The sequence below is a fragment of the Vibrio phycocola genome, from assembly GCF_054404255.1.
Genome location: NZ_JBTAMQ010000010.1, coordinates 34,178 through 54,532, shown reverse-complemented (window position 1 = coordinate 54,532; position 20,355 = coordinate 34,178). Strand labels below are relative to the sequence as shown.

The 20,355-nt window shown below is 42.3% G+C and carries 18 protein-coding genes; 8 read left to right on the top strand and 10 right to left on the bottom strand.

Annotated features, from left to right (window positions below):
- Positions 1 to 46: 46 nt before the first annotated feature.
- From dksA to panC, 6 genes are all read left to right on the top strand, one after another.
- Positions 47 to 493 carry an RNA polymerase-binding protein DksA gene (gene dksA, locus ACXJY6_RS14315; RefSeq protein WP_456052122.1) on the top strand — a complete coding sequence of 149 codons (447 nt, stop codon included), beginning with the start codon at positions 47 to 49 and terminating at the stop codon, positions 491 to 493.
- Positions 494 to 611: 118 nt separating this feature from the next.
- Positions 612 to 1,481, top strand: coding sequence for a tRNA glutamyl-Q(34) synthetase GluQRS (gene gluQRS / locus ACXJY6_RS14310; RefSeq protein WP_458768718.1), 870 nt, complete (start codon positions 612 to 614; stop codon positions 1,479 to 1,481).
- A gap of 105 nt (positions 1,482 to 1,586) precedes the next feature.
- Positions 1,587 to 2,942, top strand: a complete 1,356-nt coding sequence (gene pcnB / locus ACXJY6_RS14305; protein ID WP_456052124.1) for a polynucleotide adenylyltransferase PcnB — start codon at positions 1,587 to 1,589, stop codon at positions 2,940 to 2,942.
- A complete protein-coding gene (gene folK, locus ACXJY6_RS14300) occupies positions 2,942 to 3,439 on the top strand; it encodes a 2-amino-4-hydroxy-6-hydroxymethyldihydropteridine diphosphokinase (RefSeq protein ID WP_458768745.1) in 498 nt (165 codons plus the stop codon). The genes pcnB and folK overlap by 1 nt, the downstream gene beginning before the upstream one ends.
- Positions 3,440 to 3,448: 9 nt before the next feature.
- Positions 3,449 to 4,243 carry a 3-methyl-2-oxobutanoate hydroxymethyltransferase gene (gene panB, locus ACXJY6_RS14295; protein ID WP_456052125.1) on the top strand — a complete coding sequence of 265 codons (795 nt, stop codon included), beginning with the start codon at positions 3,449 to 3,451 and terminating at the stop codon, positions 4,241 to 4,243.
- Between the two features lie 14 nt (positions 4,244 to 4,257).
- Positions 4,258 to 5,109, top strand: a complete 852-nt coding sequence (panC, locus tag ACXJY6_RS14290; protein WP_458768717.1) for a pantoate--beta-alanine ligase — start codon at positions 4,258 to 4,260, stop codon at positions 5,107 to 5,109.
- An 80-nt stretch (positions 5,110 to 5,189) separates the two neighbouring features.
- On the opposite strand, the gene ACXJY6_RS14285 is transcribed toward panC, so the two are convergent.
- Both ACXJY6_RS14285 and ACXJY6_RS14280 read right to left on the bottom strand, forming a co-directional pair.
- Complete coding sequence (locus ACXJY6_RS14285) at positions 5,190 to 5,960, bottom strand: ABC transporter permease (protein WP_456052127.1); 771 nt, start codon at positions 5,958 to 5,960, stop codon at positions 5,190 to 5,192.
- 8 nt (positions 5,961 to 5,968) lie between these two features.
- Positions 5,969 to 6,880 (bottom strand): ABC transporter ATP-binding protein, encoded by a 912-nt coding sequence (locus ACXJY6_RS14280; RefSeq protein WP_458768716.1) that lies wholly within the window; start codon positions 6,878 to 6,880, stop codon positions 5,969 to 5,971.
- A 283-nt stretch (positions 6,881 to 7,163) separates the two neighbouring features.
- Between ACXJY6_RS14280 and can the strand changes: the two genes are divergently transcribed.
- Positions 7,164 to 7,835 (top strand): carbonate dehydratase, encoded by a 672-nt coding sequence (gene can / locus ACXJY6_RS14275; protein ID WP_458768715.1) that lies wholly within the window; start codon positions 7,164 to 7,166, stop codon positions 7,833 to 7,835.
- Between the two features lie 83 nt (positions 7,836 to 7,918).
- Here the strand turns inward: can and hpt are convergent, their stop codons facing one another.
- Positions 7,919 to 8,452: a hypoxanthine phosphoribosyltransferase gene (gene hpt / locus ACXJY6_RS14270; protein WP_456052173.1), complete on the bottom strand. Its 534-nt coding sequence runs from the start codon at positions 8,450 to 8,452 to the stop codon at positions 7,919 to 7,921.
- 321 nt (positions 8,453 to 8,773) lie between these two features.
- On the opposite strand from hpt, the gene ACXJY6_RS14265 reads away from it, so the two are divergent.
- Positions 8,774 to 9,391, top strand: a complete 618-nt coding sequence (locus tag ACXJY6_RS14265; RefSeq protein ID WP_456052130.1) for a LuxR/HapR/OpaR family quorum-sensing transcriptional regulator — start codon at positions 8,774 to 8,776, stop codon at positions 9,389 to 9,391.
- 93 nt (positions 9,392 to 9,484) lie between these two features.
- On the opposite strand, the gene lpdA is transcribed toward ACXJY6_RS14265, so the two are convergent.
- From lpdA to xerD, 7 genes are all read right to left on the bottom strand, one after another.
- Positions 9,485 to 10,912, bottom strand: coding sequence for a dihydrolipoyl dehydrogenase (gene lpdA, locus ACXJY6_RS14260; RefSeq protein ID WP_456052131.1), 1,428 nt, complete (start codon positions 10,910 to 10,912; stop codon positions 9,485 to 9,487).
- A 256-nt stretch (positions 10,913 to 11,168) separates the two neighbouring features.
- Positions 11,169 to 13,043: a pyruvate dehydrogenase complex dihydrolipoyllysine-residue acetyltransferase gene (gene aceF, locus ACXJY6_RS14255; RefSeq protein WP_456052132.1), complete on the bottom strand. Its 1,875-nt coding sequence runs from the start codon at positions 13,041 to 13,043 to the stop codon at positions 11,169 to 11,171.
- An 18-nt stretch (positions 13,044 to 13,061) separates the two neighbouring features.
- Entirely contained in the window at positions 13,062 to 15,725 is a 2,664-nt protein-coding gene (aceE, locus tag ACXJY6_RS14250; RefSeq protein WP_456052133.1) for a pyruvate dehydrogenase (acetyl-transferring), homodimeric type, read from the bottom strand.
- Between the two features lie 49 nt (positions 15,726 to 15,774).
- Positions 15,775 to 16,545, bottom strand: coding sequence for a pyruvate dehydrogenase complex transcriptional repressor PdhR (gene pdhR / locus ACXJY6_RS14245; RefSeq protein WP_456052134.1), 771 nt, complete (start codon positions 16,543 to 16,545; stop codon positions 15,775 to 15,777).
- Between the two features lie 292 nt (positions 16,546 to 16,837).
- Positions 16,838 to 18,577, bottom strand: a complete 1,740-nt coding sequence (gene recJ, locus ACXJY6_RS14240) for a single-stranded-DNA-specific exonuclease RecJ (protein WP_456052135.1) — start codon at positions 18,575 to 18,577, stop codon at positions 16,838 to 16,840.
- Between the two features lie 11 nt (positions 18,578 to 18,588).
- A complete protein-coding gene (gene dsbC, locus ACXJY6_RS14235; protein ID WP_458768714.1) occupies positions 18,589 to 19,323 on the bottom strand; it encodes a bifunctional protein-disulfide isomerase/oxidoreductase DsbC in 735 nt (244 codons plus the stop codon).
- A gap of 12 nt (positions 19,324 to 19,335) precedes the next feature.
- Positions 19,336 to 20,244, bottom strand: a complete 909-nt coding sequence (gene xerD, locus ACXJY6_RS14230; protein WP_458768713.1) for a site-specific tyrosine recombinase XerD — start codon at positions 20,242 to 20,244, stop codon at positions 19,336 to 19,338.
- Positions 20,245 to 20,355 lie beyond the last annotated feature (111 nt).

The following is a 20,355-nucleotide window of genomic DNA, read 5'->3' as shown; positions in this document are numbered from 1 at the left end:
AAAATACTGCTCATGCAGTTGACTAGGTGTTTGTAGGAGATGCTGTATGCCTGAATCTAAAAAGAAAACGCTTGGCATCCTAGCCATTGCTGGTGTGGAACCATACCAAGAGAAATCTGGTGAAGAGTATATGTCACCTGACCAAGTGACACATTTCACTAAAATTTTAAGTGCGTGGCGTAACCAGCTCAGAGATGAAGTTGATAGAACAGTACACCACATGCAAGATGAAGCGGCGAATTTCCCTGATCCTGTTGATCGCGCTTCTCAAGAAGAAGAATTTAGCTTAGAACTACGCAACCGAGATCGTGAGCGTCGTTTAATTAAAAAGATTGAAAAAACCCTAATCAAAATTGAAGAAGACGAGTTTGGTTTTTGCGAATCTTGTGGCGTTGAAATCGGCGTACGTCGTCTAGAAGCACGCCCAACAGCCGATCTTTGTATTGACTGTAAAACTCTTGCAGAGATCAAAGAACGTCAAATGCAAGGCTAACAAGTCAAATAAACCAATACTAAGGGAGCGATTGCTCCCTTTTTTTATTTTCGCTACCATCATGACCTTCTTAGCCTAATTAAGGTCAGTTATGTGATGGATTTTCAAGCCTATTAATATGAATTACGTTGGTCGATTTGCCCCTTCCCCTTCCGGGCCACTGCATTTTGGTTCTCTAGTTGCAGCGCTTGGTAGCTATTTTCAAGCCAAAGCTAATCAAGGTGATTGGTTGGTTCGAATCGAAGATCTCGACCCTCCACGAGAGGTCCCCGGAGCAACCCAACAAATCCTACAAGCTCTCGAATGCTATGGACTAGAGTGGGATGGACAGATCCTTTATCAAAGTCAGCGTCATGATTTTTATCAAGCTCAAATTGACCAATGGTTAGCAAAGGGTGAAGCTTATTACTGCACATGCAGTCGAAAAGAGATTAAAGCCATGGGTGGATATTACACCGGTCTCTGTCGAACAAAGCTAATTTCCTCTAGCAAAGATTGTGCGGTTCGTATCAAGATGCAACATCCTGTAACACAGTTTAATGATGTTCTTCACGGAAACACACTTATCCCTTTCGCATTAGCTGGCGAGGATTTTATTATAAAACGCAGAGATGGCCTTTTCGCGTATAACCTAGCCGTCGTCCTCGATGATATTGCTCAGGAGGTGACCGAAGTGGTCCGTGGTGCTGATTTAATCGAACCAACTGGACGTCAAATGAGTTTATATCGAATATTAGGACATCAGCCCATTCAGTATCTTCATCTACCACTAGCAATGGCTCAAGAAGGGCGTAAACTCTCAAAGCAAAATCATGCAGCTGCCATTGATATTTCAGATCCAAGACCCACATTAATCCAAGCCATGCGCTTTCTTGGATTTCAGTTACCACAGGACGTTGCACTAGAATCCGTCGCGACAATTGTCGACTGGGGATGTAATAATTGGCAAATATGCCAACTACCTAACGAAACTGAGATCATACTTTAATTCTCAAATGACCTAGCCTGAGCTATTATTAGCCGCAAATTGAGTCAATAGACTCTTGGTCACTAATAAAGAACAAGATAGTTAATCGCTATTTTGTCCGAGCCGATGAATAAAAAAGAACAGAAAACACACATTGAACACCGTTATTTCGACCTTTCACTGAACGTTATCACACGTGAAGATCACGGTATTTCACGCAAGCAAATTAGCGATAATGCGCTTAAAGTATTATATCGACTCCACAGTAGCGGCTTTGAAGCCTACTTAGTCGGTGGCGGTGTGCGCGATATCTTGTTAAAACAAGAGCCAAAAGATTTCGATATTGCAACTAATGCAACGCCTGAACAAGTGCGCAAACTCTTTCGCAACTGTCGCCTTATTGGTCGCCGTTTTCGTCTAGCACACGTGATGTTTGGACGTGACATTATCGAGGTCGCCACATTCCGTGGACATCATCAGGAAAACAACAGTCAAACCAGTTCACAGTCTGATGCTGGAATGCTATTACGTGATAATGTTTATGGATCGATTGATGAAGATGCAGAGCGCCGAGACTTCACTGTCAACGCAATGTATTACAACATAGCTAACTACAGTATTCATGACTATGCCGGTGGTATTGAAGATCTCGAAGATCGACTAGTTCGAATGATCGGTGACCCAGAAACCCGCTACCGAGAAGATCCGGTTCGAATGCTAAGAGCGATTCGCTTTGCAGCTAAGCTCGATTTCGATATTGAAGAAGAGACCGCAGAGCCGATTGAAGACCTAGCACCATTGCTTAGCGATATTCCACCTGCACGCCTTTATGAAGAGTCATTAAAGATGCTTCAGTCAGGTATAGGGCTAGAAACCTATCACCTCATGCGGGAATATGGTTTATTTCAGCAACTGTTCCCTATCGTTGCCGAACATTTCACCGAAGACCATGAATCAATGACAGAGCAAATGCTTGATCTGTCACTTGATTCTACCGACTTGCGCATCGAAAGCGGAAAACGCGTCAACCCTGCGTTTATGTTTGCGGCCATATTTTGGTATCCGATGAAATCCATTGCCGATAAGTTAAGTACAGAATTAAACCTGTCCGAATACGATGCAATGATGGAAGCGGCCAATCAGGTGCTCGATCGCATTGTTAAACGTCTTGCGATTCCGCGTCGTCATACCACTACTATTCGTGAAATGTGGCAGATGCAATTTCGTTTAGAACGTCGCAATGGCAAACGAGCTTTCCGTTTACTTGAGTTAAATAAGTTCCGAGCTGGGTATGATTTATTGCTGATGCGAGGCGAGCTTGAGGGCGGTGAAGTTAAAAAACTGGCTGAATGGTGGAAGGCTTTCCAAAAGGCCGATCGCAACCTACGCCAACTAATGGTGAATGAGTTAGGCAAATCATCGACGGAGCCAGGTAAACCTCGTCGTCGACGTACGCCACGTAATAAGACGAAATCGTCGTGATGACGACCGTATTTATTGCCATCGGCAGTAATCTCAATGATCCTGTTGAACAAGCACAACGTGGAATAGACGCATTAAAGAGCATTCCACGTACTCGCTTTATTCGCTCATCTCAACTGTATAGTAGCTCGCCAATGGGGCCACAAGATCAACCCGACTACATCAATGCCGTTGTCGAGATAGAAACACAACTGGCACCACTAGAACTGCTCAATTTAACTCAACAGATCGAATTAGAGCATGGTCGAGTGCGCAAGGATGAGCGCTGGGGACCACGAAGCCTAGATTTGGATATTCTTCTCTTTGGTCAACAAATTCTAGACAGTGAACGCCTAACAGTACCTCACTATGGAATGAAAGTTCGAGAGTTTGTCCTCTACCCACTCGCTGAAATTGCCCCACATTTAATACTCCCTGATGGGACCGAATTAACCGACTTACTCAAACAAGTCGACAAAAATGGCCTCAGTATTTGGCAGCACGCCAACGCCAAGTAAGGATTTACAATGAAAAAAATCACAATCAACGATTTAATTAAATGCAAAAGTGAAGGCCGAAAGTTTGCGACATCCACCGCTTACGACGCCAGTTTTGCACAATTATTCGAAAGCGAGAATATGCCAGTACTCCTCGTCGGTGATTCGCTTGGTATGGTATTACAAGGGCAAAGTGACACTCTCCCTGTTACGGTTCAAGATATTGCCTATCACACGCGTAGTGTACGTGCAGGAAGCCCTAATTGCTTGTTAATGGCTGACATGCCCTTTATGAGCTACGTTACTCCAGAAGAAGCATGTAAAAACGCGGCTGAAATTATTCGAGCTGGTGCAAATATGGTCAAGCTAGAGGGCGGGGCATGGTTAGTCGACACCGTTAAAAAGCTCACTGAACGTGCTGTTCCTGTATGTGCGCACCTTGGCTTAACCCCACAGTCTGTCAATATTTTTGGTGGTTATAAAGTTCAAGGACGCAGTGATGAGCAAGCAAAGCAAATGCTTGATGATGCACTTGCCCTACAAAGTGCCGGCGCTCAAATTATCCTGTTGGAATGTGTCCCATCTAGCTTAGCGAAAATGATCACGGAAGCCGTCGACGTCCCCGTAATTGGCATTGGAGCAGGGCCAGAAACCGACGGTCAAATCTTGGTTATGCACGACATGCTAGGTATTTCCGCGAACTACATGCCCAAGTTTTCCAAAGACTTTCTTGCTGAAACAGGGAATATACGCAAGGCAGCCGCTAAATACATTGCAGATGTAGAAAGCGGATCATTCCCTGACGCCGACCATACCATTGCTTAAGCCGGTAGATCACGATGGAAACTTATTCAGAAGTTAAAAAACTAAGAACAGTTATTAACGCGCATCGTTTGGCACAAAAACGGATCGCGTTTGTGCCAACGATGGGAAATCTCCATGAAGGACATTTAACCTTAGTTCGTCAAGCTCAAGCTGTGGCCGATATTGTTATCGTCAGTATTTTTGTCAACCCAATGCAATTTGAAAATGCCGACGATCTAGTGAACTACCCTCGTACATTGGATGATGATCTCGCTAAACTCGCCAAACAGGGAGTCGACGCGGTATTTACGCCAACGCCAGATATCATGTACCCAAAAGGATTGGATCAACAGACGTTTGTTGAAGTTCCAAACATGTCTAATATCTTGGAAGGGGAATCTCGTCCCGGTCATTTTCGTGGCGTCGCAACAATCGTGACAAAACTATTCAATATCGTACAACCCGATGTTGCTTGCTTTGGCGAAAAAGACTTTCAGCAACTTGCGATTATTCGTCAGATGACTGAAGACTTGTGTTTAGATATTGAGATCATTGGCGTGCCTACGGTGAGAGAATCCGATGGTTTAGCCATGAGCTCGCGAAACAACCGCCTTACCACTTCACAACGAGCTGTCGCACCGCATTTAGCGCGTATCATGAAAGGTATTGGTGAGAATTTGGTTCAAGGTGAACGAGATACCGAAGCGTTAATTATGAATGCAAATAGCGAAATAGTTCAGGCAGGAATGAAGGTTGATGAAGTTTTTATTCGAGATGAACAGACACTTCAACCGATCAATCAAGATACTGAGAAGGCGGTTGTGCTAATGGCTGCTTTTTTAGGTGATGTTCGATTAATCGATAATCAGGTCGTCAGCCTAATCTAATCATTACTGAACAAAATACAACGCTTCAGTCCCCTATTTTCACCTGAATCAATAGGAAAACTGAAGCGTTTCTGCTTCAACTAGCTACGAAGCCCAGTTCCTTTAGCAATTAAGTAATGCGCTACCGAATATAGTAAGATAACAAACACACCCAAAACACTAAACGAACTAACAATACTCACATCAGAAACACCAAGAAAACCATAACGAAAAGCATTAACCATATACACAATAGGATTAATTTTAGACACAACCTGCCAAAACTCAGGCAACAAGGATATTGAATAAAAAACGCCACCTAGATAGGTCAGTGGTGTTAGCACAAAAGTCGGTACTATCGAAATATCATCAAATGTGCGCGCAAAGACTGCATTAATTAACCCACCAAGTGAGAAGACAACAGAAGTCAAAAACACGGTAAAAATAATCACAGACCAATGCTCAACTTGAAGGTCGACAAAGAATAATGAAACACAGGTAACCAACATGCCAACCAGCAATCCTCGTGTTACGCCTCCCATCACATAACCGGCGATAATGACGTAATTTGGGACTGGAGCAACCAATAACTCTTCGATATTCTTCTGCATTTTAGAACTAAAAAACGAGGAAGCAACATTGGAATATGAGTTCGTGATCACCGACATCATGATCAACCCAGGAACGATGTATTCCATATAAGAAAAACCATTCATTGTCCCAATTCGTGAGCCAATCAAATTACCAAAAATAATAAAATACAATGTCATTGTAATCGCTGGCGGCACTAATGTTTGTACCCAAATACGCGTAAAACGATTGATCTCTTTTCTCACTAAACTGCTAAACGCGGTCCAATAAATTTGATACATAGTACTTCTCATTTTTCGTTTCTCACTAGGCTAACAAATAGCTCTTCCAATCGATTTGCTTTATTTCTCATCGAAAGCACTTTAACCCCTTGTTGTGTTAACTGGCTAAAAACATCGTTCAACCCTTGAGATTTTTCCAACTCAATCTCAATTGAGCCTTCTTTGTTTTCCTGTTTCAAAACACCATTAAGTTGCGGAATGGTCTCTGAAGAATCGACATCTAGAATAAAAGTTTCAACTTGAAGCTTACCCAACAATGCTTTCATCGACGTATTTTCAATTAGCTCACCCGCTTGAATGATCCCAATGTTACGACACAACATTTCAGCTTCTTCTAAATAGTGAGTCGTGAGAATAATCGTAATACCTTGGCTGTTTATCTCTTGTAAAAACGTCCACATCGAGCGGCGCAACTCAATATCAACACCTGCTGTCGGTTCATCGAGAATCAATAATTTCGGCTCGTGCATCAAAGCGCGAACAATCATCAAGCGACGTTTCATGCCACCAGATAACGCTCCCGCTCGTTCGTTTCGCTTCTCCCACAACTCCAACTGAGTAAGATACTTCTTAGCACGCTCTTTTGCTAATGCACGAGGCACCCCATAATAGCCAGCCTGCTGAATGACAATTTGCTCGACAGTTTCAAACTGATTAAAGTTAAATTCTTGCGGGACTAAGCCTAAATGTTGCTTCGCCTCTTCCAAACGAGTGTCGATATCATGGCCAAATACCGATACTTTTCCTGAGGTTTTATTCACTAGAGAAGCGATTATGCCAATGGTGGTTGATTTACCTGCTCCGTTAGGACCAAGCAAGGCATAAAAATCGCCTTGCTTTACGTCTAAATCAATGCCTTTTAACGCTTCAAAACCACCACTATAAGTTTTGCGCAAACTTCTTATTTCTAATGCATTCATAGGTTGTAAACGTCTCTATTTTCAATTGTTCTTGCGACTTAGTAATCGCTCAATTCATTCATCACAATTTAACAGGAATTTACGACCGACGCTGATATTTATTCGTGACAAATACAATAGCATCTCTGAGAACTAAAACTTTGTTACTATTTTCGCTAATCAACGATGTAAACTTTGTGTATAGTGACTCCGCACACATTTTGATGCCAAACGATACGTTCAACAATTCGTGTTTTGTGTGAGTTGGTTTCCAATCCTAATTCACCGCATTAAGGGAAGGACAATGCCAGAAATTAAACAACTGTTTGAAAACAATTCGCGCTGGTCTGAATCGATCAAAGCTGAAAATCCCGAATACTTTGCACAACTAGCCGAAGGACAAAGCCCTGACTTTCTATGGATAGGTTGCTCTGATAGCCGAGTTCCAGCAGAACGGCTTACAGGACTGCATTCTGGAGAGTTATTCGTTCACCGAAATGTTGCTAATTTAGTAATTCACACTGACTTAAACTGCCTTTCAGTTGTTCAATATGCCGTTGATGTTCTGAAGATTAAACATCTAATCATTTGTGGCCACTACGATTGTGGTGGCATCAAAGCAACTCTAGCTAACCCTAAACTTGGGCTGATTAATAATTGGCTCCTGCACATTCGAGACATATACCAAAAGCATCGTACTTACATCGACAGTATGGCCCCAGAATATCGAGCGGACAAACTGGTCGAGCTCAACGTAGCAGAGCAAGTGTATAACCTCGCCAATTCTACAATATTGCAGAATGCATGGGAACGAGGTCAAGAATTCGAGCTCCATGGTTTGGTTTACGGTATTGAAGATGGGAAATTGGAATATTTAGGGGTTCGTTGCGATTCAGCAGAAATCGTTGAAGAAAATTACAATAAGTCGATGGAAAAAATCCTCAATAAAGATTTCAAGCTTCTTTGCCACCGATAGCGAATACCAACCTCAGCGTCTAATAAAAATGCCTAGATATGAAAAATCTGGGCATTTTTGTCATGATACTCGTTAGCGTAACGTTATTCGGTTTCTAACGTTACCTTACCGATATAAGGGAGGTGACGATAATCCTGAGCAAAATCTAATCCCATCCCCACGACAAACTCATCAGGAATCGAGAAGCCAATCCAACGAGCATCTACGTCAACTTCACGGCGAGAGGGCTTATCTAACAAAGTACACACTTCAATTGAATTTGGCTCACGAAGTCTTAATACTTCTTTTACTCGACTTAACGTATTACCGGTATCAATGATGTCTTCAACTAAAATGATATCTTTACCAACAATATCATCATCTAGATCTTTTAAAATTCGAACATCACGAGAACTCTCAGTACCATTTCCATAACTTGATGCTGTCATAAAGTCGATTTGATGCGTCACGCTAACTGCTCGCGCTAAGTCAGCAAGAATGATAAATGAACCACGAAGAAGTCCGATTAAAACGAGATTGTCGCTATCTTTATAATGCTCGGAAATTTCTTGTCCTAACTCTTGGATTCTCTGTTTAACTTGTTGCTCAGAAATCATCTCTTCTATTTTATGGGCCATGACTCTCTCATTAATCGATGTTAAGTACTTAAGCAACTCGCCTTGCAAGTTTGCCATTCACTCTTTATTTGAACCCGATATATTACCATTACTGCGCAACCAGACAAAATAACAGTTTAGTTATTAGTATTTGCAATATTAAATACCAAAATCGTATATATGCAATTACTATAGTAATGTGTAAGTTACATAATGTAATTTATCAATTGATCTATTGATAAATTGCATATGCACAATTACACTTATTAATGCACTATCCATAATAAAAATATCACCAAGATGTGATAACAAATCAACGTTAATTGGCAAGGAAAAAAATATATGGACGCGATAATAAAAAAACGCCCCCGGACTCGCTTATCCCCCCAAAAGCGTAAACTTCAGTTAATGGAAATAGCCTTAGAAGTATTTGCAAAACGCGGTATTGGTCGTGGCGGCCATGCTGATATTGCAGATATTGCACAGGTTTCCGTCGCAACGGTTTTCAACTACTTCCCTACTAGAGAAGATTTGGTCGATGATGTGTTAACTCACGTAGTACATCAATTTTCTAATTTCCTAGCAGACAATATCGATATCGATGCTTACATCAAAGATAATTTGTATAACCTAACTCATGAGATGACTCGTCTTGTACTAGAAGATTGTCATTGGATAAAAGTTTGGTTTGAATGGAGTGCATCGACTCGCGAAGAAGTATGGCCATTGTTTGTTTCAACCAATCACACTAATCGCCTGCTTGTGAAAAACATGTTTACGAAAGCCATTGAACATGGCGACGTATGTGACAAGTACTCACCAGAACATTTATCTGACCTATACTTGGGAATGTTCTACACGTTATTCATTCAGGCTAACCGTACCACCGATCAACAAGAAATTGATGAAATGGTCCATTGCTACCTTGATATGCTTTGTATCTATCAACGACGCAAGTAATTGAATAACGTACCACATAATAAAAAACCGCAGCACTTCAAGTGCTGCGGTTTTTTTATCTTCGCATCTAAGTATATAACCTAGAAGATAGGATTATTTTTTCTTCACTGCTTTCGCATTAGGCAAATCGGTAATGGTACCTTCAAATACCTCTGCCGCTAAGCCTACAGACTCATGTAGCGTTGGGTGAGCATGGATAGTTAATGCGAGATCTTCTGCATCACAACCCATTTCAATCGCTAGACCAATTTCACCAAGTAGTTCACCGCCGTTAGTACCAACGATAGCACCACCAATCACACGGTGAGAGTCTTTATCAAAGATAAGCTTAGTCATACCATCAGCACAATCTGATGCGATCGCACGTCCGGATGCAGCCCAAGGGAAAGTCGCAGTTTCGTAGTTAAGACCTTCTTCTTTTGCTTCTTTTTCTGTTTTACCAACCCAAGCAACTTCTGGCTCAGTGTAAGCAATTGAAGGAATAACTTTCGGGTCAAAGTAGTGCTTCTTACCAGCAATAACTTCTGCAGCAACATGACCTTCATGCACGCCTTTGTGAGCAAGCATTGGCTGACCAACAATATCGCCAATTGCGAAAATATGTGGAATATTGGTCTTAAGCTGCTTATCAACATTGATGAAGCCACGTTCATCAACTTCAATACCAGCTTTCTCAGCATCAAGAAGCTTACCATTAGGCACACGACCGATAGCAACAAGTACAGCATCATAGCGCTCTGCTTCAGCAGGTGCTTTCTTGCCTTCCATAGACACGTAGATACCGTCGTCTTTAGCTTCAACTGCCGTAACTTTCGTTTCTAGCATTAAGTTGAATTTATCTTTAATACGCTTGGTATAAACTTTTACTATGTCTTTATCAGCAGCTGGAATCACTTGATCGAACATTTCTACAACGTCGACTTTAGATCCCAGTGAGTGATATACGGTACCCATTTCGAGACCGATGATACCACCACCCATGATCAATAGCTTGCCAGGAACTTCTTTTAGCTCTAGTGCATCCGTTGAGTCCCAAATACGAGGATCTTCATGAGGAATAAATGGCAATTTAATCGGACGAGAACCCGCCGCTACAATTGCATTATCGAAGTTAATAACAGTCTTGCCGTCATCACCTTCAACTTCAATGGTATTCGGGCCAGTAAACTTACCAAAACCATTTACAACATTCACTTTACGCATCTTAGCCATACCGCCAAGACCGCCAGTTAGTTGTGTAATAACTTTTTCTTTCCAAAGACGAATCTTGTCGATATCGGTCTGTGGTTCACCAAAAACAATACCGTGTTCTGAAAGTGCTTTCGCTTCTTCAATAACTTTCGCTACGTGTAATAGCGCTTTAGAAGGAATACAACCGACGTTTAAACATACACCACCTAAGGTGCTATAACGTTCAACTAGAACGGTATCAAGACCTAAATCTGCACAACGGAAAGCAGCGGAGTATCCAGCAGGGCCGGCACCAAGTACTACCACTTGGGCTTTGATTTCTTTGCTCATTTTGACCTCTTGTAGTCGTTATCCTTAACAGGCTGATGCGGGCTTCAATCGATTCACTCGATGATTCAAACCATGTCTTATATAAACCAAAATAGTTTACAGAGATGTTAATGGGTTGAAAAGAATTTCACCAGAGCCTGTGAGCCATACAACAATTCAATCAAGTATCTTTTAGCTCAATCGAACTGACCTAGTAATTAATATGCTTTTTAAGATTAATCAAGGCGGCTATTGCCGCCTTGGATTTACGCTTAACTTATAGAACTAAACGACGAATATCGCTTAAACAACCATTTAAGTAAGTAATGAAACGTGCACCTTCGGCACCATCAATTACTCTGTGGTCGTAAGATAACGACAATGGAAGTTGTAGACGCGGAGTAAACTCTTTGCCATTCCATACTGGCTTCATCTCAGATTTAGAGACACCTAAGATGCCAACTTCAGGTGCGTTTACGATTGGTGTAAATGAAGTACCACCGATTCCGCCTAAGCTAGAAATGGTGAAACAACCACCTTGCATATCTGCTGCCGTTAGTTTGCCATTACGTGCTTTCTTAGAGACTTCTGCAAGTTCTGCTGAAAGCTCGTAGATGCCTTTCTTGTTCACATCTTTAAAGACTGGAACGACTAATCCATTTGGAGTATCAACCGCAATACCAACATTCACGTACTTCTTAAGAATTAAGTTTTCACCGTCATCAGAAAGAGAAGAGTTAAATGCAGGGAAGGCTTCAAGCGCTTTAGCAACAGCTTTCATGATGAAAACAAGCGGCGTGATCTTAATGCCACTGTCTTTCTTCGCTTCAATTGCATTTTGCTCTTTACGGAAGCTTTCAACTTCAGTGATATCAGCGTTATCCCACTGTGTAACATGAGGAATCATTACCCAGTTACGATGTAAGTTAGCACCAGAGATCTTCTTGATACGAGATAGCGGTTTAACTTCTGTATCACCAAATTTACTGAAGTCAACTTTAGGCCAAGGTAGTAAGCCCAATGCTGAACCATCACCTTTACCAGATGCACCAGCACCCGACTCAAGACGCTTCAATGCTTCTTTCACGTAGCTTTGAACATCTTCTTTTAGGATTCGGCTCTTACGACCAGACCCTTTTACTTTCTCAAGGTTAACGCCAAACTCGCGAGCTAAACGACGAACAACTGGAGAAGCATGAGCATAATCAGCATTTTCTTTGAAATCACCCGTTGATGCAGACGAACTTGCACTTGGAGTTGCGGCTTTCGCTGCTGGAGCACTTGGGGCTGGAGCCGCAGGAGCAGCGGCAGCTACTGGTGCAGCACCGACAACTTCAAATACCATGATCAACGAACCCGTTGTTACTTTATCGCCGGTCGCAACTTTGATTTCTTTTACTACACCAGCAAACGGTGCAGGTACTTCCATTGATGCTTTATCGCCTTCAACAGTAAGTAAAGATTGCTCTTCTTCGACACTGTCGCCAACAGCTACCATGATTTCAGTAACTTCAACTTCGTCACCACCGATATCAGGTACGTTGACCTCTTTTGCTGCTGAAGCCGCCGCAACAGGAGCCGCTGCTGGAGCTGGATCCGCTGCTGCTGGAGCAGAGCCTGCAGTTTCAAAAATGAAGACAAGAGAACCTGTCGTCACTTTATCACCAGAGACTACCTTAATTTCTTTTACCACACCGGCAAATGGTGCTGGTACTTCCATTGATGCTTTGTCGCCTTCAACCGTAAGTAAAGATTGCTCTTCTTCTACGCTATCGCCAACGGCTACCATGATTTCAGTAACTTCAACTTCATCACCACCGATATCGGGGACATGAACTTCTTTTACTTCAGCTACCGCAGCTGGAGCGGCCGCTGCAGGAGCAGCTTCAACTGGAGCAGAAGCTGGTGCTGCTGCACCCGCCTCTTCTTCAAAAATCATAATAAGTGAACCAGTGCTTACTGTGTCACCCGTAGCGATTTTGATCTCTTTAACAACACCAGCTTGAGAAGCTGGAACTTCCATAGAAGCTTTATCACCTTCTACAGTAATAAGAGACTGTTCTTCTTCAACCTTGTCACCAACGCTTACTAGAATCTCAGTGACTTCAACCTCATCCGCACCGATATCTGGTACATTAATTTCGATTGCCATTGCTATTTCCTACCTATATTAAGCGTAAAGTGGATTCGTTTTTTCAGTGTCGATATCAAATTTCTTAATAGCTTCTGCTACGACAGATTTTTCGATATCACCACGTTTCATAAGTTCTGTTAGAGCAGCAACCACAACATAGCCAGCATTTACTTCAAAATGACGACGTAAGTTTTCGCGGCTATCTGAACGACCAAAGCCATCAGTACCCAATACTTTATATGACTCTGCTGGTACGAACGCACGTACTTGCTCTGAGTAGTTTTTCATGTAGTCAGTCGCTGCAATTGCAGGTTCGCTACCTAAAACGGTTGTGATGTAAGGTACTTTCGCTTCTGCTTCTGGGTGAAGCATGTTGAAACGTTCTGCAGCTTGACCATCACGAGTTAGCTCGTTAAATGACGTCACAGCAAAGACATCAGAGGCAACACCGTAGTCTTCACTTAGGATTGTTGCAGCTTTGCGCACTTCATTCATGATAGTACCGGAACTCATAAGCTGTACTTTACCTTTGCTACCAGCATGAGTTTCGAGCTTGTAGATCCCTTTACGAATGCCCTCTTCAGCGCCTTCTGGCATTGCTGGCATCGCATAGTTTTCATTCATGATAGTTAGGTAGTAGTACACATTCTCTTGCTCTGAACCATACATGCGACGGATACCGTCTTGCATGATGACAGCCAATTCGTATGCGAAAGTTGGATCGTATGAGATACAGTTCGGAACCGTATTTGCAAGAATGTGTGAATGTCCATCTTCGTGCTGAAGACCTTCACCATTTAGCGTCGTACGACCAGCAGTAGCACCAAGTAGGAAACCGCGAGCTTGTTGGTCCCCAGCTAACCATGCCATGTCACCAATACGTTGGAAACCAAACATAGAGTAGTAAATGTAGAACGGGATCATTGGTAGATCGTTGGTGCTGTATGATGTCGCAGCAGCAACCCAAGACGCCATTGAACCTAATTCGTTGATACCTTCCTGAAGCACTTGACCAGAGGTAGCTTCTTTATAGTAAGAAACAACACCGCGATCTTCAGGTGTGTAGTCTTGACCATGTGGGTTGTAGATACCAACCTGACGGAATAAACCTTCCATACCAAAAGTACGTGCTTCATCACAAATAATTGGAACAATGTTCTTACCAATATTCTTATCTTTCAATAAGATATTTAGAGTACGAACATAAGCCATTGTGGTAGAAATTTCACGTTTCTGCTCAACCAATAGTGGACCGAAATCTTCAAGAGTCGGCACTTTGAATTCTTGAGTAAACTTAGGCTGGCGCTTAGGTGTATATCCAAGTAATGCTTCGCGACGAGCATGCATATACTTGTACTCTTCAGAGCCTTCTTCCAATTTGAGGTAAGGCAATTTCGTGATAGCTTCATCATCAAGAAGATCTTCAAGGCCTAAGCGATTACGTAGGTGCTGAACATGAGTCATGTCCATTTTCTTCACACCGTGAGCGATGTTTTTACCTTCAGCTGCTTCACCCATACCGTAACCTTTAACTGTTTTCGCTAGAATAACAGTTGGTTTGCCTTGGGTTTCTTTTGCGTTATTAAATGCAGCGTACAGTTTCGATGAATCATGACCACCACGCTTAAGAGCAAAAATTTCAGCGTCTGTCATATCCGCAACGAGTGCTGCAGTTTCAGGATACTTGCCAAAGAAGTGTTCACGAACGTAGGCACCATCTTTCGATTTAAACGTTTGGTAATCACCATCAATGGTTTCATTCATTAGCTGGAGCAACTTACCAGAAGTGTCTTTCGCTAGAAGAGAATCCCAGTTTGCGCCCCAAATAACTTTAACAACATTCCAGCCAGCACCTTTAAATAGGCCTTCTAACTCTTGAATGATGCTACCGTTACCCATAACCGGACCGTCAAGACGTTGTAGGTTACAGTTAACAAGGAAGCATAGGTTATCTAGCTTCTCACGAGCAGCAAATGAAATAGCACCACGTGATTCTGGCTCATCCATTTCACCGTCACCAAGGAACGCATAAACACGTTGTGCTGAAGTATCCTTCATTCCGCGTCCTTCAAGATACTTAAGGAAGCGAGCTTGATAAATTGCAGAGATAGGGCCAAGACCCATTGATACCGTTGGGAATTGCCAGAATTCAGGCATCAATTTAGGGTGTGGATACGAAGGAACTCCTTTACCATCCACTTCTTGACGGAAGTTATCAAGTTGCTCTTCTGTCAAACGCCCTTCAACGAATGCACGAGAATAAATACCCGGAGAAATATGACCTTGATAATAGACTAAATCGCCACCATCGGTGTCGTTTGCTGCACGGAAAAAGTGGTTAAAACACACTTCATAGAAACTTGCAGATGACTGGTAAGAGGCCATGTGACCACCTAAATCCAAGTCTTTCTTTGATGCACGCAATACAATCATAATTGCGTTCCAGCGGATAATAGAGCGAATACGACGTTCTAAAGTCGTGTCGCCAGGATAAGCGATTTGCTTATCTGCTGGAATCGTATTGATGTAATTGGTGTTCACGCCAGTCGGCATATCTACGCCATCTAAACGAGCTTTTTCCAATACCTGCTCAAGTAGGTACTGAGCACGTTCAATACCCTCTTCACGTACAACTGACTCAAGAGCTTCAAGCCACTCTTGGGTTTCCATTGCGTCTACGTCAGTCTTCATGTCAGACATGCCGATCTTTCCTTTTTGTTGGTTTGATCTAAAAACGAAGGAGTAATAGCTATGATTCACTATCACTCTGCTGAATTCGACTTAAAGAACGCTCTCGACGAGTCTGCTCTTTGCTTAAATCCAACAATGTTTCTTCAATGAAAGCTAGATGAGAATGTGACATTTCACGGGCCTTCTCAGGTTCCCCCAAAAGTATCGCATCAACGATGCTAGCTCTGTGTTTACCTACTTTTTCAATCACCTCAGGGCGACGATGTAAGAGCTTTAAATTCTGTTGCACATTTTTTTCAAGCAAAGGTGCAAGGCTACGAACAATATGAAGTAAAACAACGTTATGAGAGGCTTCTGTTAATGCTATTAAAAACTCAACAACATTCTCGGCTTCCACTTCAACATTCGCTGAGTTTTGCTCAAGCACAATCTGACTCAAACAAGATTTAATGCGCTTAAAATCTTCTTCAGTACCTCGAATCGCAGCAAAATAAGCTGCTATCCCTTCCATTGCATGACGAGTTTCAAGCAAATCAAGGTGCGTTTCAGAATGGTTTGACAGTAAGTTTAGCAAGGGATCAGAAAAACTGGTCCAAACTTTCTCACTAACAAAAGTTCCACCACCTTGTTTACGAGTAAGAAGACGCTTTCCTTCTAAACGTTGGATAGCTTCACGCACTGAGGGACGAGAAACATCAAATTGTTTCGCTAACTCTCGCTCTGGAAGAAGTTGCTGTCCTGGGGCCAATATGCCTTCGACAATCAATCTTTCCAATTCTTGCTCGATTACATCTGACAGTTTTGGTTGACGAATCCTTTGATAGGTCATATTTATCATTCTTCTGCTTTCGTAGCCAATTGGTAATACCAATTTAAATTGCACAAGAAATTAACATATGAGGATGCTTTTTGTCTAGCGGAAAATTGATATAAATCATGAAATCGATCACACGTTCACAATTCCCTTACAAAAAATATGCTTTTTAATTACTCAATATTGGTAATACCATTTATTAGCGTAACATAAGCCATTGCTAGGAAAGGATTTTTGTATGACAAATAAAATCAAGAGAACCCTATAGTCCTCTTAATTTACTCCAATCTTTGGTAAATAATACCGCTTATCGAGCTTCAATATGCTCAATCATAAGTTGAAGAGTTTGATTACCCCGAAACTCATTAATATCGAGTCGATAGGCTAACTGAATGGTTTTTACGGCAGGATCTGGCCAACGACGAACATCAATATTAAACGCAATAGCATCGATCATTTTGTTGGTCGAGAAGCCTTTATGTAGAGGCTCTAGCATCAATTTCAAATGACTGCCCCCTACCAATTTCTGATGTAAGACTTTAAACTCCCCATCAAAAATAGGTTCAGGGAACGACTGCCCCCAAGGCCCACCAGCCCGAAGAATTTCCGCCGTACTCAGTGAAAACTCTTCTGGAGCTAATTCCCCATCGCTCATAATAATGCCTTTTAACGCACTCTCATCAATAGATTGCCGCACGACTTGATCAAACAGAGCAACGAACTGTTGATAGTTTTCTTCTTTAATACTTAAACCTGCAGCCATAGCATGACCGCCAAATTTAAGAATAATACCGGGGTTTTGGGTATCAATAAGGTCGAGCGCATCTCGCATATGGAGTCCAGAAATAGAACGACAAGAGCCTTTTAAAATCCCCTCTCCGCCATCGGCAAACGCAATCACAGGCCGGTGATAAGTGTCTTTAATCCGAGATGCGAGAATACCTATCACACCTTGGTGCCAGTCTCGCTGAAACAATACAATGCCATAAGGAAGGTCATGTTTTTCGCCAAATTGAAGTCGTTCACAAAATGCGAGTGCTTCCTGCTTCATCCCTTGCTCGATATCACGACGAGTTTGATTTAACCCATCGAGCTCACTGGCCATTCTTCGAGCAGCATGAATATCATTACACATTAGCAGTTCGACTCCGAATGACATGTCATCCAGACGTCCAGCAGCATTAATTCTAGGGCCGAGTGCAAAACCAAAATCCGCTGCAACCAAACGTCGAGCATCTCGTTTCGCAATTTCAATCAATGCTTGAATGCCAGGTCTCGCCTTGCCTGCTCGAATTCGTTGCAATCCTTGATGAACGAGAATTCGATTATTTTCATCCAATGGCACAACATCCGCGACCGTGCCTAATGCAACCAAATCAATCAGTTCCATCAGTTTCGGCTCTCTCACACCTTGAGCTTGAAACCAACCGGATTGACGCATCGCCACACATAATGCCATCATCAAATAGAATGCGACACCAACACCCGCAAGCGCTTTTGAAGGAAAATGACAATCGGGTAAATTAGGATTCACCATCGCATCGGCATTTGGCATGACACTACCCGGCAAATGATGGTCGGTCACCACAGTCACCAAGCCTTTCTCTTTAGCATAACTAACGCCATCGATAGAAGACACGCCATTGTCCACGGTCATAATAAACTCTGCACCAAGCTCAATAGCTTGGTCGACAACGTCGGGGCTGAGGCCATATCCATCTTCAAAACGATTAGGCACCAAGTAATCGACATTATTGCTACCTAGCATGCGCAACGCCAATACCGAGAGTGCAGAGCTCGTCGCACCATCGGCATCAAAGTCGCCAACAACAATAATTCGTTGTTGCTGCTTTATGGCTTCGAACAGCAATTCTACGGCACGATCAATACCATGTAATTTTTGATAGCTATGAAGTGAACGTACTCCGTTATCAAGTTGCTGCTCATTTTCCACACCTCGACTGGAATAAATCTGCCTGAGCAGCGTCGGTATTGAGTCTGGTAATGAATGATCTTCTACCTTCGTGCGTCGCTGAATTTCTATCATAAATATCTACTTTAAAGATTTTCCAAACGTTCCAGTAAAGTCTGAGGTGGAAGATATCCACCTAGCATTGAACCATCAGGTAAAAAGATTGCAGGAGTACCTTGGACTCCCAATGTATGTCCAAGGTTATAATGATTTGGAACCTTACTCTTACAGGCTTCGTCAGAAATAGGTTGGGGAAGCTTTTGGTGGGCTTTCGCGTCGTTCATCGCTTTTTTTGGATCTTCAGCACACCAGATATCAGCCATCACGTTAGCCACCTCGTTATTCAAGCCTTGACGTGGGAAAGCCAAATATCGAACCGTAATCCCCAACGCATTGTATTCACTCATCTGGCTGTGAAGTTTTACACAATAGCCACAAGTAATGTCTGTAAAGACAGTTACTGCATATTTCTCATTATCAGCTTTATATTCGATCATATCATCACGATATTCCGCAATCGCTTTTGCATTGATTGGCGCTTGACGTTTAGCTAATACGTTGGTGAGGTTACCATCATCACTAAGATGATAAAGCGTACCAGATATAAAGTACTCGCCATCAGATGTGGTAAATAACACTCCTTGATTAGTCGTTAACTCTAGCAAACCATCTACTTCTGAAGGTTTCACCTCAGAGACCATAACACCAATGCTGGCCAGTTTTGCTTTTATATTATCCCCTGAATCAGCCCAACTCAGACTCGATGTTAGTAGTACGCTAATCGCTGAAATGATGAATAATAGTTGGCGTAAAACGCGCATAAATAATCCTCTTTAGGCTCTTGGATGATGTTCGCTATGAATTTGTTTTAATCGCTCAGTGGCGACATGTGTATAAATTTGGGTGGTTGATAAGTCACTATGACCTAACAACATTTGGACAACACGTAAGTCCGCACCATGATTAAGTAGATGAGTAGCAAAAGCATGACGCAAGACGTGAGGAGATAGCTTTTCGACATCAATACCCGCAACGACAGCATAATGTTTAACCCGATGCCAGAAGGTTTGCCGCGTCATCATTTGAGCTCGTCGACTTGGAAACAATACATCTGACGTTTTCTCTCCTAACAGTAATGGGCGGCCGGAATGAATAAATTGCTCGATCCACTCAATCGCATTTTCTCCCATCGGCACCAAACGCTCTTTTCCTCCTTTACCAAAAACTCGAACGACACCTTGCCTCAAACTGATGTTTTCCATCGTCAAACTCACCAACTCAGTGACTCGAAGCCCTGTGGCATAAAGCAACTCAAGCATCGCTTTATCTCGAAGCTCGACAGGATCAGAAATATTCTGGACGTTAAGTAAAGAATCGACATCTGACTCACTTAAGTCTTTCGGTAATCGTTGTGGCAGTTTAGGAGAGACGAGTAACGCGCTAGGATCATCATCCCTTACTTTCTCGCGATGCAGATATTGAAACAAGCGACGAATAGCAGACAGCATTCTCGCTCGAGATGTTTGTTTATAACCTTGCTCAAACAACCAAGATTGATAACTCTGAAGGTCTTCGAAAGATACACAATTAAGATAAAGATCGTGCAACTCTAACCATTGTGACAATTTCTGAATATCACGACGATAAGATAACACAGTGTTTTCCGACAAGCCGCGTTCTACCCACATCGCATCTAAAAACTGTTCAATCAGGCCTTGATCAGGTGAGACTTTCGGGTTCACTTACTCTACCACTCTCGTTTTTCCCTTTTATTTATTCTTAATAACACAAAACGTACATAGCTAACCAACAAAGTTGTTTCAATAGTTGACAAAAAATACACCAAGAAGTTT

What these genes read in the sequence shown, in the direction of transcription:
- panB (WP_456052125.1), top strand. Translation starts at nt 3,449, where the DNA reads ATGAAAAAAATCACAATCAACGATTTAATTAAATGCAAAAGTGAAGGC.
- aceF (WP_456052132.1), bottom strand. Translation starts at nt 13,043, where the DNA reads ATGGCAATCGAAATTAATGTACCAGATATCGGTGCGGATGAGGTTGAA.
- hpt (WP_456052173.1), bottom strand. Translation starts at nt 8,452, where the DNA reads ATGGCCCATAAAATAGAAGAGATGATTTCTGAGCAACAAGTTAAACAG.
- ACXJY6_RS14265 (WP_456052130.1), top strand. Translation starts at nt 8,774, where the DNA reads ATGGACGCGATAATAAAAAAACGCCCCCGGACTCGCTTATCCCCCCAA.
- dsbC (WP_458768714.1), bottom strand. Translation starts at nt 19,323, where the DNA reads ATGCGCGTTTTACGCCAACTATTATTCATCATTTCAGCGATTAGCGTA.
- recJ (WP_456052135.1), bottom strand. Translation starts at nt 18,577, where the DNA reads ATGATAGAAATTCAGCGACGCACGAAGGTAGAAGATCATTCATTACCA.
- panC (WP_458768717.1), top strand. Translation starts at nt 4,258, where the DNA reads ATGGAAACTTATTCAGAAGTTAAAAAACTAAGAACAGTTATTAACGCG.
- aceE (WP_456052133.1), bottom strand. Translation starts at nt 15,725, where the DNA reads ATGTCTGACATGAAGACTGACGTAGACGCAATGGAAACCCAAGAGTGG.
- folK (WP_458768745.1), top strand. Translation starts at nt 2,942, where the DNA reads ATGACGACCGTATTTATTGCCATCGGCAGTAATCTCAATGATCCTGTT.
- ACXJY6_RS14285 (WP_456052127.1), bottom strand. Translation starts at nt 5,960, where the DNA reads ATGTATCAAATTTATTGGACCGCGTTTAGCAGTTTAGTGAGAAAAGAG.
- dksA (WP_456052122.1), top strand. Translation starts at nt 47, where the DNA reads ATGCCTGAATCTAAAAAGAAAACGCTTGGCATCCTAGCCATTGCTGGT.
- ACXJY6_RS14280 (WP_458768716.1), bottom strand. Translation starts at nt 6,880, where the DNA reads ATGAATGCATTAGAAATAAGAAGTTTGCGCAAAACTTATAGTGGTGGT.
- can (WP_458768715.1), top strand. Translation starts at nt 7,164, where the DNA reads ATGCCAGAAATTAAACAACTGTTTGAAAACAATTCGCGCTGGTCTGAA.
- lpdA (WP_456052131.1), bottom strand. Translation starts at nt 10,912, where the DNA reads ATGAGCAAAGAAATCAAAGCCCAAGTGGTAGTACTTGGTGCCGGCCCT.
- pdhR (WP_456052134.1), bottom strand. Translation starts at nt 16,545, where the DNA reads ATGACCTATCAAAGGATTCGTCAACCAAAACTGTCAGATGTAATCGAG.
- pcnB (WP_456052124.1), top strand. Translation starts at nt 1,587, where the DNA reads ATGAATAAAAAAGAACAGAAAACACACATTGAACACCGTTATTTCGAC.
- gluQRS (WP_458768718.1), top strand. Translation starts at nt 612, where the DNA reads ATGAATTACGTTGGTCGATTTGCCCCTTCCCCTTCCGGGCCACTGCAT.